Source organism: Novosphingobium aquae (genome assembly GCF_037572715.1).
GTDB classification, from domain to species: Bacteria; Pseudomonadota; Alphaproteobacteria; order Sphingomonadales; family Sphingomonadaceae; genus Novosphingobium; species Novosphingobium aquae.
In genome coordinates this window covers 39,365-53,863 of record NZ_JBBHJY010000008.1, presented here as the reverse complement: position 1 = coordinate 53,863, position 14,499 = coordinate 39,365, and the positions used below count along the sequence as shown (strand labels likewise).

13 protein-coding genes are annotated in these 14,499 nt (G+C 65.3%); 9 read left to right on the top strand and 4 right to left on the bottom strand.

Going from position 1 to position 14,499, the window contains the following annotated elements:
- Positions 1–42 precede the first annotated feature (42 nt).
- From WG900_RS15055 to WG900_RS15040, 4 genes are all read left to right on the top strand, one after another.
- Entirely contained in the window at positions 43–612 is a 570-nt protein-coding gene (locus WG900_RS15055; RefSeq protein WP_339968258.1) for a hypothetical protein, read from the top strand.
- Positions 613–635: 23 nt separating this feature from the next.
- Positions 636–1,955, top strand: coding sequence for a L,D-transpeptidase family protein (locus tag WG900_RS15050; protein WP_339968255.1), 1,320 nt, complete (start codon positions 636–638; stop codon positions 1,953–1,955).
- A 177-nt stretch (positions 1,956–2,132) separates the two neighbouring features.
- On the top strand, positions 2,133–2,810 hold the full coding sequence (locus WG900_RS15045) for an energy transducer TonB (RefSeq protein ID WP_339968253.1): 678 nt from the start codon (positions 2,133–2,135) through the stop codon (positions 2,808–2,810).
- Positions 2,811–2,949: 139 nt separating this feature from the next.
- Positions 2,950–4,974 carry an amidohydrolase family protein gene (locus tag WG900_RS15040; protein WP_339968251.1) on the top strand — a complete coding sequence of 675 codons (2,025 nt, stop codon included), beginning with the start codon at positions 2,950–2,952 and terminating at the stop codon, positions 4,972–4,974.
- A 3-nt stretch (positions 4,975–4,977) separates the two neighbouring features.
- Here WG900_RS15040 and WG900_RS15035 read toward each other — a convergent pair whose 3' ends face one another.
- Positions 4,978–5,586 carry an HNH endonuclease gene (locus tag WG900_RS15035; protein ID WP_339968249.1) on the bottom strand — a complete coding sequence of 203 codons (609 nt, stop codon included), beginning with the start codon at positions 5,584–5,586 and terminating at the stop codon, positions 4,978–4,980.
- Between the two features lie 122 nt (positions 5,587–5,708).
- Between WG900_RS15035 and gluQRS the strand changes: the two genes are divergently transcribed.
- Genes gluQRS through WG900_RS15015 form a run of 4 tightly spaced genes read left to right on the top strand, consistent with a single transcriptional unit; the run spans position 5,709 to position 7,716 of the window.
- Positions 5,709–6,554: a tRNA glutamyl-Q(34) synthetase GluQRS gene (gene gluQRS / locus WG900_RS15030; RefSeq protein WP_339968247.1), complete on the top strand. Its 846-nt coding sequence runs from the start codon at positions 5,709–5,711 to the stop codon at positions 6,552–6,554.
- A complete protein-coding gene (locus WG900_RS15025; RefSeq protein WP_339968245.1) occupies positions 6,551–6,787 on the top strand; it encodes a hypothetical protein in 237 nt (78 codons plus the stop codon). The genes gluQRS and WG900_RS15025 overlap by 4 nt, the downstream gene beginning before the upstream one ends.
- Before the next feature lie 18 nt (positions 6,788–6,805).
- A complete protein-coding gene (locus WG900_RS15020) occupies positions 6,806–7,375 on the top strand; it encodes a cob(I)yrinic acid a,c-diamide adenosyltransferase (protein ID WP_339968243.1) in 570 nt (189 codons plus the stop codon).
- A gap of 47 nt (positions 7,376–7,422) precedes the next feature.
- Complete coding sequence (locus WG900_RS15015; protein ID WP_339968241.1) at positions 7,423–7,716, top strand: hypothetical protein; 294 nt, start codon at positions 7,423–7,425, stop codon at positions 7,714–7,716.
- Here WG900_RS15015 and mutS read toward each other — a convergent pair.
- Positions 7,713–10,325, bottom strand: coding sequence for a DNA mismatch repair protein MutS (mutS, locus tag WG900_RS15010; protein WP_465263035.1), 2,613 nt, complete (start codon positions 10,323–10,325; stop codon positions 7,713–7,715). The genes WG900_RS15015 and mutS overlap by 4 nt on opposite strands.
- Before the next feature lie 116 nt (positions 10,326–10,441).
- Here mutS and WG900_RS15005 point away from each other — a divergent pair, with 116 nt between their 5' ends.
- On the top strand, positions 10,442–12,703 hold the full coding sequence (locus WG900_RS15005; RefSeq protein WP_339968239.1) for an NADP-dependent malic enzyme: 2,262 nt from the start codon (positions 10,442–10,444) through the stop codon (positions 12,701–12,703).
- A gap of 87 nt (positions 12,704–12,790) precedes the next feature.
- On the opposite strand, the gene WG900_RS15000 is transcribed toward WG900_RS15005, so the two are convergent.
- Complete coding sequence (locus WG900_RS15000) at positions 12,791–13,594, bottom strand: lipid II flippase Amj family protein (RefSeq protein WP_339968236.1); 804 nt, start codon at positions 13,592–13,594, stop codon at positions 12,791–12,793.
- Between the two features lie 97 nt (positions 13,595–13,691).
- Complete coding sequence (locus WG900_RS14995) at positions 13,692–14,468, bottom strand: sulfite exporter TauE/SafE family protein (RefSeq protein WP_339968234.1); 777 nt, start codon at positions 14,466–14,468, stop codon at positions 13,692–13,694.
- Between the last annotated feature and the right edge of the window lie 31 nt (positions 14,469–14,499).

The following is a 14,499-nucleotide window of genomic DNA, read 5'->3' as shown; positions in this document are numbered from 1 at the left end:
CGGCTCTCTTGCGATGCGCGGCGTAATGCAAAGGAGTCGCTCATGACCAAAAAGATGCTCATTCTCCTCACCACGATGACCATGCCGCTGGCGGCGTGCAATTCGATGTCCGATGACCGTACGCTGGCGACGGTCGGCACGGGCGCTGCGATTGGCGCGGCGGCCGGAACCGGAGTTTCCGCCATTGCCGGGGGCGATCTGCTGACCGGCGCGGCAATCGGCGCGGCGGTTGGCGGCATTGCCGGTGCCGTCTGGGCCGACCGCGACGGTGATGGCCGTGCCGATGGTTACACCCGCAACGGACAATACTATTCCGGCGCGCCCTCGTCGGACATGGCCTATTCGGAACCGCGCCGCTGCCGCTCGGTGGGCGGAAGCGCAGCAACGGGCGCTGCCGTTGGCGGCGCCGCCGGCCTTGGCGTTGGCGCAGTGACCGATCTCTCGCTGCTTGAAGGTGCAGCAATCGGTGCCGTAGTTGGCGGGCTTGCTGGCGCGATCTGGGCCGATTCGAACAACGACGGCTGCGTTGACGGCTATATGCGCGACGGGCGCTATTATCCGGGTGCTCCAGCGGTTCAGCCGGGCGGTTACCGCGCGGGTGAGCGCGGCTGATCTCTACGGGACGGCGAGGCGAGATGCCGGATAAGCACAGGCAGCCTTGGCTGCTCGCATTTGGCGTGTTCCTGCTGGCGGTGCCCCTTTCGGCACCGCTACTCGCTGCTGCACCGGCCGCCGCGTGGGAAGACTCACTCGAACGTGAGATTGGCGAGCGTGTGCCAAAGGACTTGCGCGGGTTCTATGCGGCACGCGGCAACCGGGCGCTGTGGCTCGATGGACTGGGACGACCCACGCCGGCCGCTCTGCGCCTGCTCGGCGTGATGCGTGATGCGGAAGTTGACGGCGTCGATCCCCGCAAGTTCAAGCCGGACAACATTGCCAAGGCTTTTAACAAGGCAGTCGGCGGATCGGTGAATGACCGCGCCAAGGCGGAACTTGCCCTGTCGTCCGGCTTTTCGCGCTATGTCCAGGAAATCCGCGAGGCCCCGCGCAGCGACATGATATACGAGACGCAGGCGCTTGGCCCGGCGGTACCAACTGCCGCCGCTGCCCTCGGCGCGGTGGCCGGAGCACCTTCAATCGATGCCTATGTCCGCGACATGGGCTGGATGACGCCATTCTATGCGCCGCTTCGGGCCGCCGTGGTCTCGGGCAGGCTGGTGGGAACGCGGGCCGAGAGTGCAGAGATCAACCTGGCCCGGCTACGCGCCCTGCCGCCGATTCCCAGCGGAAAATGGGTACTGGTCGACGCAGCCAGCGCCCGGCTGTGGATGTTCGAGGGTCATACGATTGCCGGCTCGATGAAGGTCGTGGTCGGCACGCAAAAGACACAGACGCCCGAGATGGCGGGCTTCCTTCGGTATGCCATCGTCAATCCGTATTGGAACCTGCCGGACAACCTGATGCCCAGCCGGATCACCGACAAGGTTCTTGCTAAGGGCCCCGGCTATCTCGCGGCGGCGCGATATGAGGTCCTTTCTGGCTGGGACGACGACGCCGAAGTAATCGATCCGACCGAGGTCGACTGGGAGGCCGTGGCCTCGGGAGAGACTACCTTGCGCGCCCGTCAGTTGCCCGGCGCGGGCAATTTCATGGGCTCGGTCAAGTTCATGTTCCCGAACGCCCAGGGCATCTACCTCCATGACACGCCGGAGCGCGCTTTGCTCGCCAAGCCGGCGCGCCAGTTCAGCAACGGTTGCGTGCGGCTGGAAGATGCACAGGCGTTCGGCAAGTGGCTGATCGGCAAGCCGCTACCCCGCTCGCGCAAACCGGAAACGCGGGTCGAACTGCCAGTAATGGTGCCGATCTACATCACTTATCTGACGGCGCGGCCCGAGAAAGGACGGGTTGCTTTCCAGCCCGACGTCTATGGCCGAGATGTCGAAAAAGGTGGCTGATGCAGCGCCAGGCTTGAATGATCCCCCTGATTTAATAACGAAATATGCTGACCGAGGTTAGCTATGTGATAAAATATCATTGCGTGTGATGTAATACTATGACATGAATTGATCGTCCGGACACGACTCAACACAGCCGCCGCAACAAAGCCGGCGGGGAAGAGGAAGAGGTGTGTCATGGCCTATGTTTCCAGCCAGTCATCCGCCAGCCGGGCCAGAACCGGAATTGCCGTCGCCGTGGTCCAGGCTGCGGGCATCTATGCGATCATCGCCAGTCTGAGCTACGTCGTCGGTCCGCGTCCAGAAGAAGAGCGCACCGATACCTACTTCATTCCGAAGGCCACTGAAAAGCCGGCCGACAAGCCGAAGACCGAAGACCGGACGATCTACGATCCGATCCCGCAGCCTAGTCCGCTCCCCACGCCGCAAGTGACACCATCGGCCGAGCCGACGGGAATGATCGGTCCATTCGAGAAAACCGAAACTGGCACGGGTACCGGCCCCGGCACGGGCACTGCATCCCCCAGCCCGACCAGCGAACCCACCCGCGCCGCCTTCACGCCCACCCCCCCGAAACCCAAGGGCCGCCCCGGCGAATGGGTCAGCCGCAATGACTACCCGGCGCAAGACCTGCGCGAAGGCAATGAAGGCACCGTGCGCTTCCGGCTGGGCGTTAGCGCCGATGGCAAAGTGACCAGTTGCACGGTCACCGGATCAAGCGGGTTCCCCCGGCTCGACGCGGCGGCCTGCGCCAAGCTTTCCCAGCGCGGCCGCTTCGATCCCGGCACCGACGAGAACGGCGCGAAGACCGCCGGCACCTGGTACTCTTCGGTGCGCTGGTCGATCGAGAAATAGGCCGACCTGCGCCCCCGCGGACATCAAAAAGCTCCACCCTGCCTCGCCCCGCATCCTGTCCGGACGCGGGGCGCTTTTTTTCGCTTTGCCTGACCAAAGTTCCCGCTAGTGTCGCGAACTCGTTTCCGGAGAAACCGCCTTGAAAACCCGCTTCCTGCTCGCCGCTGCCCTTTCCGCGCTGGCCACCCCCGCGATTGCTGACACGGCCGAATACCGCGTGCTGATGCAGGGCCGCGACATCGGCCACTTCAAGGTCGACCAACAGGGCGAAGCGGTGACCGTCGATTACGACTTCAAGCAGAACGGACGCGGGCCAACGATCAAGGAAGTGCTCAAACTGGGCGAGGACGGCGCTCCGGTCTCTTATCAGGGCACGGGCCGCACCACCTTCGGCAATGCCGTGAACGAGAGCTTCCGCCGCACTTCGGGCGGGGTGACATGGCGCGACGCTGCGGGCGGCGGCACGATCAAGGGCAAGGACGCGCCGCGCTATTACGTGACGCAAAGCGGCTCCCCGCTCGATTCAGCACTACTGGCAAAGGCGCTGCTTGCCGCGCCGGGCCGCACACTGAAGGTCGCGCCCGGTGGTTCGGCCACGCTCACCGAAAAGGACCGCCGCACGCTTGATGGCACCGGCGGGCCTCTGGAAGTGGTGACTTACGAGCTTTCAGGTCTGTCAATTTCGCCGGGCTACATCACGCTCGACAGCAAGGGCGAGCTCTTCGCCATGCCGAGTTCGAACTTCATCATCGCCCGCGCCGGCTATGAAAAGGGCGCGGACGCGACCCTGCGCGGAGTAGCCGAAAAGCTCGCCTCCGAACGCCTGCGCGACATCCAGAAGGACGGCGCGCGCAACTGGACGGGTCCGGTGCGGCTGCGCAACGTCAAGCTGTTCGATCCAGTCGCCAAGAAGCTGACCAGCCCCAGCGACGTTGTCTGGTTCGAAGGCAAAATCAGCGAAGTCGTCCCCGCCGGGTCACTGGCGACGCCGGGCGAGACAGTGATCGAGGGCAATCTCGGCACGCTGATCCCCGGCCTCACCGATATGCACGGGCATCTGGGGCAGGAGGACGGCCTGCTCAACGTGCTCGCCGGGGTCACTTCGGTCCGCGATCTGGGCAACAACAATGCCCTGCTCACCCAGCTGATCGACCGCATTGAAAAGGGCGAAATCGCCGGCCCGCGTGTGGTGCGCAGCGGCTTTGTCGAGGGCAAGAGCCCGTTCTCCTCGGCCACCGGCCTGCTCGCCTCAACCGAGACCGAGGCGCTGAACCACGTGCGCTGGTATGCCGCGCGCGGGTACAACCAGCTCAAGATCTACAATTCGATCGACCCCAAGTGGGCACCGCTGATGGCAGCCGAGGCGCACAAGCTGGGCATGCGCGTTGCCGGTCACGTGCCGGCCTTTTCCAGCGCCGATGCCATGATCGCTGCCGGCTATGACGAGATTACCCACGTCAACCAGCTGATGCTCGGCTGGGTGCTTAATCCCGGCGAGGATACGCGCACCCTGTTCCGCTTCACCGCGATGCGCCGCTTCCCGGCGATCGACGTGCAAGGCGCCAAGGTGAAGGCTACGCTCGACGCCATGGTGGCGAAAAGCGTGTCGCATGAGCCGACCATCGGCATCCACGAACTGGGCATGACCGCGATTGACGGCACGGCCAACCCCGGCGCCGTCGACTATATCGATCACATGCCGCCGGCCGAACAGCGGGCGCTGAAGCAGGCGCTGTTCGGCGCCGACACCCCGCAGCAGCGCGCCGAATATGTCGCCGCCTATGGCAAGGTGATCGAAACGCTGGCCGAAATGCACCGGCGCGGCATCTTCCTGATTCCCGGCACTGACACCGGCGGCGCCTTCACGCTCCACCGCGAGCTGGACTTGTTCGCCAAGCTGGGCATGACCCCCGCAGAAGTGCTGGCCCGCGATACCATCGAAGTCGCCCGCTACATGGGGCTGGACCAGCAGCTTGGCTCGATCGAGCGCGGCAAGTTCGCGGATTTCTTCCTGGTACCGGGCGATCCGACCAAGGACCTGAAAGCGATCAAGTCCATCGCCATGGTAGTCAAGGGCGGCACGGCCTATTTCCCGAGCGAGATCTATCCGAAGCTGGGAATCAAGCCCTTTGCCGATGCGCCGAAGGTGACGGCGGCGAAGTAGGCCTCAGGCCTCCAGCTCGACGTCCCAGTAAAGCCAGTCGCGCCACGTTTCATGCAAGTGGCCCGGCGGAAAGCTACGGCCGCGTTCCTGCAATTGCCAGCTGGTCGGCCGGATCGGTTCGACGAGTAGCGGCATGTGCGCCTGCTTCGGCGTGCGCCCGCCCTTGCGCATGTTGCAGGGCGCGCAGGCGGTGGCGACGTTTTCCCAGCTGGTCCGACCGCCCAGCCGGCGCGGGACGACATGGTCGAAGGTCAGGTTCTGCGGGCTGCCGCAGTACTGGCAGGAAAACCGGTCGCGCAGAAACAGGTTGAAGCGGGTGAAGGCGGGAAATTCGTTGGGCCGCACATATTGGCGCAGCGCGATGACCGATGGCACGGCCATGTCCCAGGTCGGCGAATGGACATGGCGGTCGTAAGTGGCGACGATGTCCACGCGTTCGAGGAAGATCGCCTTGATCGCCGTCTGCCACGGCCACAAGCTGAGCGGGTAATAGGAGAGCGGGGTATAATCCGCATTGAGCACGAGCGCGGGACAATCGGACAGATGACGGGAGGGATCCCCCTCGGCGCTGCGGAACCGGGCCGCGCGCTCTATCAGCTCCGACTTGAGCATGGCCTTTCCATGGGCATGTGATGTTGCAGCTGCATGACGGCAATGAACATTGCTGCGGCCCGCCCGTCAAGGCTTGCACCAAGGCGAAATCCACAGGACAAGCCGACCAAGAGTAACCTGACATGTTTCGCACCCGTTTCGCCCCCAGCCCGAATGGCTCACTCCACCTTGGCCACGCCTGGGCGGCAATCGTCGCGCATGACCTGGCGCGGAAACGCGGCGGGGAGTTCCTCGTGCGGGTCGAGGACATCGACGGCGCACGCAGCCGGGCGGAACTGGCAGACGAGCATCTGGCCGACCTTGATTGGTTGGGGCTTCACTGGGACGGCCCAGTGGTGCGCCAGTCGGAACGGCTGGAAAGCTACGCCGCCGCTGCAGATCGGCTGCGCCACATGGGCCTGCTCTATCCCTGCCAGTGCACCCGCGCGGATGTTCTGGCCGCTGCCCACGCCGATGGGCCTGACGGGCCGCTCTATCCCGGAACCTGTCGGGGCCGAGACATGGACTCGCACGGGGCGGCGTGGCGGCTCGACATGGCCAAGTCCGCGGCGCTGGTTGGCCCGCTTATCTGGCACGACGAAATCGCGGGTGAGCAAACAGCGCGGCCCGAACTGTTCGGCGACGTGGTTCTGGTGCGCAAGGATGCCCCGGCAAGCTACCACCTCGCCGCGACGATCGATGATGCGGCAGACAGCATCACGCTGGTAACGCGCGGCGCGGACCTGTTCGCAGCGACCCACGTTCACCGGCTGCTACAGGCCCTGCTCGGCCTGCCGGTGCCGGTATGGCATCATCATGCACTGCTGGTCGAGGCGGACGGAAAGAAGCTCGCTAAGCGGCGCGGATCGCCTTCCCTCGCCGACCGCCGCCGCGCCGGGGAGGACGGGCGAGCCCTCGCCGATGCATTGCGCGCCGGCCACTTCCCCGCTGGCATTTCACTTGGCACAGGCGTAGGAGGCGGGACATGAAATGGCTTCTCGTTCCCGTCCTGCTCGTCCTCATGGGCCTTGTTGTCTACAGTCTGGTGCGCGGCATCGGTGCCTTCCTGCACAGCACGCGCATGGATCTGGAGCATGATCCGGCCAGCGGGCCTTCGCCCTCGCAGCTCAAGCAGAACAAGATGATGTTCAACCGCATCCTGTTTCAGGGGCTGGCGGTGCTCGTCGTCGCGCTGCTGCTGGCCGCCGGCAGCAGCTCCTGACGCCAAGGCATTCGCCACTTGGTCAAGCTCAACAAGATCTACACGCGCACCGGCGATGGCGGCACTTCGGGCCTCGTCGATGGCTCGCGCCTGCCCAAGCACGACCAGCGCTTCGAGGCGATCGGCACGGTTGACGAGGCGAACAGCGCGATAGGCCTGGCGCTCGTAGTGCTCGCCGGGACCGAGCCGGGCCGCGAACTGCAGCGTGTGCAGAATGACCTGTTCGATCTCGGCGCCGACCTTGCCACTCCGGGCGAGGATTTTGCGCCGTCCGAGATGGTCCTGCGCATGGTCCCGGCGCAGAGCGAATGGCTCGAAACCGCGATCGATACGATCACTGCCTGGATCAACCCTCTGACCAGCTTCATCCTGCCCGGCGGCAGCGAAGCTTCGGCCCGCGTCCACATCGCCCGCGCTGCCGTGCGCCGTGCGGAACGGGCGATGGCGGCGCTGGCCACGGAAGTGCCAGTGAACCCGGCGGCGCTCAGCTATATCAACCGGCTGTCCGACTACCTCTTCGTCCTCGCCCGCGCAGTTAACGATGGCGGCAAGAATGACGTGCTCTGGGTGCCCGGCGGGAATCGCTGAGGGAACAGGCAGCTCTGCCCGGCGTTCTACCTTCAAGGAGAACCCCGATGAACCCGAACGACCGCGATCTCGCCCCCGAAACCCACAATTCCGAGCAGGACGACGAAGCCGCGCAGGCCCAGCAAGTCGCCGAAGAAGCGGGTAATCCCGACGATCCGAGCCCGCTCGACAGCGAGAAGGTCAGCGCGGGTGTCGAAAGTGTCGACGAGCAGGATCTTATCGACCACATGCGCGACATGGAAGCATCAGGCCGGATCGACATGGACGCCTTCGCTGGCGAACCCAACATGGATGATGAAGACGAAACTTATGGCGAGGGTCACGACCCCGACAAGGTCTAGGTCGCTGCGTCTCGTTTAAGCTCATACAACAGGTCGAGCGCCTCACGCGGGCTGAGGGAATCGATATCGAGCCCCTCGAGCTTTTCGCGCAGGCGGTCGACCTTTTCCTCTGCTGCGTCGAGCGCTGCGGCGAACAGCGGCAGATCGCCAAGCCCGGCAGCCAGCCCGCCCGTTTCCGCGCGGCCCTTTTCCAGCTTTTCGAGTACGGTCTTGGCGCGCGCTACGACTGGCGCGGGAACACCGGCCAGCTTGGCAACCGCGAGGCCATAGGAGCGATCCGCCGGGCCTTCCGCAACTTCATGCAGCAGGACGAGATCGCCCTTCCATTCGCGTGCGCGAACATGGTGAAGCGACAAGGCCTCGCAGGTGTCCGCCAGCCGCGCCAACTCATGGTAATGCGTGGCGAACAGGCAGCGCGAGCGGTTGTTCGAATGCACAGCTTCGGCGACGGCCCATGCCAACGCGAGGCCGTCATAAGTTGACGTACCGCGCCCGACTTCATCAAGAATGACGAAGCTGCGCTCGCCCGCTTGGCTCAGAATCGCGGCGGTCTCGACCATTTCGACCATGAAGGTCGAGCGGCCACGCGCAAGGTTGTCCGATGCGCCGACACGGCTGAACAGGCGGTCGACAAGGCCCAGCTTCGCGGCTTCGGCAGGCACGAAACCGCCAGCCTGAGCCAGCAGCACGATCAGCGCGTTCTGCCGCAGGAAGGTGGACTTACCGCCCATGTTCGGCCCGCCGACCAGCCACAGCCGGTCCGCCTGCGACAAGCGGCAATCGTTGGCGACAAACCGCTCGCCCTTCGCCCCGAGCGCGGCTTCAACCACCGGGTGGCGGCCGCCGGTGATTTCGAGGCAGGGGTCTTCGAGCAGTTCGGGGCGGCACCATCCGCTCTCTGCCGCGCGTTCCGCCTGCCCTGCCGCCACATCAACGCGCGCCAAGGCTGCAGCCGTGCGTGCGATCGCTTCTGCCTGCGACACAGCAGCCGCGACCAGTTCCTCGAAATGCGCTTCCTCGGCAGCAAGCGAATGCCCCCCCGCCTCGCCGATGCGGCTCGCCTCTTCATGCAGCGCGAGCGCGTTGAAGCGCACCGCGCCGGCCATTGTCTGGCGGTGGGTGAAGCCGCTGTCGGGCGCCATCAGGCGATCGGCGTGCTTCGCCGGGACCTCTATGAAATAGCCCAGCACGCCGTTGTGCCGGATCTTAAGCGCGGCCACGCCGGTCTCGTCGCGGTACTTCGCTTCAAGCGCGGCAATGGCGCGGCGGGCATTGCCGGCAGTGGCGCGCAGGGCATCGAGCGCGTGGTCATAGCCCTCGGCGATGAAACCGCCCTGGCTGCGTTCAGTCGGCGGCGCTGGCACCAGCGCGCGGGCGTAGAGATCGACCAGCGCACCGTGTCCGCCCAGCAAGGGGAGCAGTTCATCGAGCAGCGCGGGCCTGTCGGCCCGGCGCAGCAAGTGGTCGCGCAGGCGGCGCGCTTCGGACAAGCCATCGCGCAATTGCCCCAGATCGCGCGGACTGCCGCGTCCCGCGACCACGCGCCCGAGCGCACGGCCCACGTCGGGCAGCGCGCGCAAAACGGCGCGCAGGTCATCGCGCAGCAGCGGATCGTCGTGCAGCCATTGGACCAGCGCCAGCCGCGCCTCGATCGCGGCGATGTCGGTCAGCGGGGCGGAAAGGTCCTCGGCCAGCTGGCGCGCGCCCGCGCCGGTGACGCAGCGATCGACCGCATCGATCAGGCTGCCGCGCCGCCCGCCTGAACTGGATTCAAGCACCTCAAGGCTCGCCCGCGTCGCCTCGTCCATCGCCAGATGCGCCGCGCCGTCGCGCACCACCGGCGGCAGCAGCAAGGGCAGGTTGCCGCGCCCGACATGGTCGAGATAGGCGATCAGGCCGCCTGCCGCCCCCAGCATCGCCCGGCTGAACTGGCCGAAACCGTCCAGCGTCGCAACGCCGTGAACGCCGCGCAGCCGCACCTCGCCAGAATCGCTGCTGAAATCGCGCGTTGGACGGCCAATGGCATCGAGTGGCGCTTCGTCCCAGCCTTCCGGGCATACCAGCTCGCTCGCCCCAAGCCGCGCCAGCGCCGCGCCGATCCGGTCAGGGCCGCATTCCTCCAGCTCCATCCGGCCGGTGGAAATGTCGACTGCCGCGAGCCCGATAGTCCCGCGCACCTCGCAAACCGCCGCCAGCACATTGGCGCGGCGCGGTTCGAGCAAAGCCTCCTCGGTCAGGGTTCCGGCGGTGACGAAGCGGACAATATCGCGCGCCACCAATGCCTTCGATCCGCCGCGCTTCTTCGCCTGCTCGGGCGTTTCGGTCTGCTCGGCAATCGCGACGCGGCATCCCGCCTTGATCAGGCGCGCAAGGTAGCCCTCCGCCGAATGGGCCGGCACGCCGCACATCGGCACGCCGTCTCCGCGGCTGGTCAGCGCAATGTCGAGCACCTGCGCCGCCGTGCGGGCATCGTCAAAGAACAGTTCGAAAAAGTCGCCCATGCGGTAAAACAGCAGGCAATCGGAGGCCTGCGCCTTAAGCGCATGATATTGCGCCATCATCGGAGTGGCGGGGCCGGGTGTGGCCGAAGACTGGGTCGATGCGTGCATCGCGGCGATGATTAGACCTTGCGAAGTCGATTCGGAAACGGTGCAGCCTTCGGCTTTCCCCTATCGTCTTTTGCGCTTTGCCGTTAGGGCCGGCTTGGCAAAGGGAGAATTCACGCGTGTCCGACGAAAGCAACGTCAAGTTCACCGAGCGCGAGGCGCTGTTCTATCACAAGACGATCCGCCCGGGTAAGATCGAGATCATCGCGTCCAAGCCGATGGCGACCCAGCGCGACCTGAGCCTTGCCTATTCCCCCGGCGTAGCAGTGCCGGTGCAAGCCATCTACGACGACCCTGCAACGGCCTATGACTACACAGCCAAGGGCAACCTCGTCGCGGTCATCACCAATGGCACGGCCATCCTTGGCATGGGCAATCTTGGCGCGCTGGCATCGAAGCCGGTGATGGAAGGCAAGGCGGTGCTGTTCAAGCGCTTCGCCGACGTCGATTCGATCGATATCGAACTCGACAGCGAAGATCCTGATGCGCTGATCGAAGCCATCGCCATGATGGAGCCGAGCTTTGGCGGCATCAACCTTGAGGATATCAAGGCCCCCGAATGCTTCATCATCGAGCAGACCCTGCGCGAGCGGATGAAGATCCCGGTCATGCACGACGACCAGCACGGCACCGCGATCATTGCCGCCGCAGGCTTGGTCAATGCCTGCTATCTGACGGGCCGCGAATTCAAGGATGTGAAGGTGGTGGTGAACGGCGCTGGCGCATCGGCGCTGGCCTGCACCGCGCTGATCAAGTCGATGGGTGTGCGCCACGAAAACGTCACCGTCTGTGACACCAAGGGCGTGATCTATGTCGGGCGCGAAGGCATCGACCAGTTCAAATCGGCCCACGCCATCCAGACCGATAACCGCACGCTCAAGGAAGCACTGAAGGGCGCGGACATCGTGCTTGGCTTGTCTGCGGCCGGGGCGATCACCCAGGATATGATCAAGGACATGGCAAAGAGCCCGATCATCTTCGCCATGGCCAACCCGGACCCGGAAATCACGCCGCCCGATGCCATGGCGGTGCGCCCCGATGCCATCGTCGCCACCGGCCGTTCGGACTATCCGAACCAGGTCAACAACGTGCTCGGCTTCCCCTTCATCTTCCGCGGCGCGCTTGACGTGCGGGCCACTGCGATCAACGAGGAAATGAAGATCGCCGCCGCCCGCGCCATTGCGGAACTGGCGCGCGAGCAAGTGCCCGAGGAAGTCGCCGCGGCCTATGGCAAGAACCACCAGTTCGGCCCCGAATATATCATCCCCGCCCCGTTCGATCCGCGCCTGATGGAGGTTGTTTCCTCTGCCGTTGCCAAGGCGGCGATGGATTCGGGCGTAGCGCAGAAGCCGATCGAGGATTTCGACGCCTATCGCACCAGCCTCAAGGCGCGGCTCAACCCGACCACGTCGACGCTCACCTCGATCTACGAAAAGGTGAAGGCCAACCCCAAGCGGGTGATCTTTGCCGAGGCAGAGAACGACGTCGTGCTGCGCGCGGCCATCCAGTACCGCGATTTCGGCTATGGCGAGCCGGTTCTGGTCGGCCGCACCGAAGCCGTTCTGGCCAAGCTGGAAGAGCTCGGCGTCAGCGATGCCAGCAGCTACGAAATCCACAACTCGGCCACATCGCCGCATGTCGGCGCGATGGTGGAAATGCTGTACGAGCGCCTCCAGCGCCGCGGCTTCCTTGAGCGCGACGTGCGCCGCATGGTCAATCAGGACCGCAACGTTTTCGCCAGTGCCCTGCTCAAGCTCGGCATCGGCGATGCGCTGATCACCGGCGTGACCCGGCCGTTCGGCCAGACGATGAAGGAAGTGCGGCAGGTGCTTGATCCCAAGCCCGGCTACCTGCCTTTCGGCACGCACCTGATGGTCAACAAGAACTACACGGTGTTCCTTGCCGATACGACCGTGAACGAACGGCCGAGCGCCGAGGATCTGGCGATCATCGCCAAGGAAACCGCCGCAGTCGCCCGCCGTCTCGGCCACGAACCGCGCGTTGCCTTCCTGTCCTACTCCACCTTCGGCAACCCCCACGGCAAGTGGCTGGAACCGATCCGCGAAGCCGTGGCGATCCTTGATGCCGAGGGCGTGAGCTTTGAATATGAGGGCGAAGTGGCCCCAGATGCCGCGCTCAACCCGAAGGTCATGGCCAACTATCCGTTCAGCCGCCTGTCCGCGCCAGCCAATGTGCTGGTCATGCCGGGGCTGCAGTCAGCCAATATCTCGGCCAAGCTGCTGCGCGAACTGGGCGGCGGCGCCACGATCGGGCCGATGCTGGTAGGCATGGAAATGCCGGTGCAGATCGCCCCGATGACGGCGATTGCGCCCGATATTCTGACCCTGGCGGTGCTGGCGGCTGGCGGGGTGGTCGGGTAAATCCTGCGTCCCCGCGCAGGCGGGGACCTCAGGAGGTTAGGTGGCACCTGGAGGCCTGAGGCCCCCGCCTTCGCGGGGGCGCGGCGCCTAAACCCGCGCGGCCACCCAGGCTATCGCCAAGGCTGCTGGCAGGAACAGCGCCTGCGCCAGCAGCGTGCCCACCAGCCGGCTGATCGAGATCCACACGATCGTGCGGCGGAACAGGCCGGCGTCGGCCCGGCCTTCGACCACATCATCGGTCAGCACCGAGATCTGCGGATCGATCAGCGCGAACAGCAGGATCGTCGCCACACCGTTGATGATCGCCGAAAGCTGCGAGGCGGTGACGCGGAATTCAGGGTTGAGATAGCCGGCATAAAGCGAGGCCAGAACGCCCACGGAGAGCAGCGCCTGCGCCAGAACATTGGCGAGCAGCACGCCCCAGCCAACGCCCTGCATGCTCGTCAGCGTCTTCAGGTTCTTCAGCTTGGGCATGGTCAGCGAATGGCGGATCGTGCTCAGCCCGCCGGGCGTGACCGTATGCAGCAATAGCTTTCCGGTCGAACGGGTGCGCTGGAAATAGCCGATGGCATCCGCGAACAGGCGCTGGCCGGTGGGCACCAGCAGGATGCCGACAAATACCGCCACGCTGGCGCTGGCCAGCACCATGCGGAAATCGCCGAGAAGCGCATTACCGCCGCCGTTCGCCAGCCGGTCCTCGATCCGCTTGGCGAGGAACGGGCCGAGGAAGCCATTGGCCGTGCGGCTGACCAGCACGAGCACGTTGAACAGGGCAAAGCTCATCGCAATGCGCCCGGTGCGCACCCCGGCGATCCGCGCGGCATAGGCCAGCGCGCCTATCAGGTTGATGCCCGCGGTCAGCAGACAGATCACGAGCAATTTGCTGCCCAAGGGGGCCTCCGGTCAGCGCGCCGCAGGGACTGCGGCCGGGGTGTTCAGGTAACGGCTCGCGAGTCCCCGGTCCAGTGCGTCAGGTGCGTCAGGTGCGTCAGCCCCAGGCCCGATAGACGCCGTAAAGGCTGGTGAGGGTGAGCACGACGCCGACCAGGATCAGCATAGGCCGGGCCGGGAAATGCTTCGCTGCCCAGGCCGCCGCCGGTGCGGCCAGCACGCCTCCGATCAGCAGGCCCAGTGTTGCGCCGGCAAGGTCGGTAATGCCGATGTGCCAGATGAAGGTCGCCGAAATGGCGAGGGTGAGGAAGAACTCCGCCGCATTGACCGAGCCGACGACCTTGCGCGGCTCGACGCCCTGAATCAGCAGGTTCGACGTGACGATCGGTCCCCAGCCGCCGCCGCCGGCGGCATCGAGGAAGCCGCCGATCAGGCCCAGCGGTGCAACGACCTTGGCCGGCTTCTGCTGCGGCGGGTAAGCGATGCCGCGCCACAGCAGGTAAAGCCCGATCCCGGTCAGGTAGAGCAGCACGAACGGCTTCACCACGCTGGCATCGATCGAGGTCAGCAGATAGGCGCCTGCGACCCCGCCGATGACGCCCGGGATGACAAGGCTGAGGAACAGGCGCTTGTCGATATTGCCGTGCAAGAGGTGGCTGATGCCGGATGTCGCCGTGGTGAAACATTCGACCACGTGGACCCGCTGCGATGCCAGTGCTGGGGGCACGCCCAGCACGCCGACCAGCAGCGTGTTGCAGATCACGCCAAAGGCCATGCCCAGCGCGCCGTCGACCATCTGCGCCGCAAAGCCGACGAGGATGAAGGGCAGCAATGCCGACAGGTCAATCGTTGCAAACCAGGCCGCAATGTCCATCACCGTGATTCCCTATTTCTCAAGCGGAGAG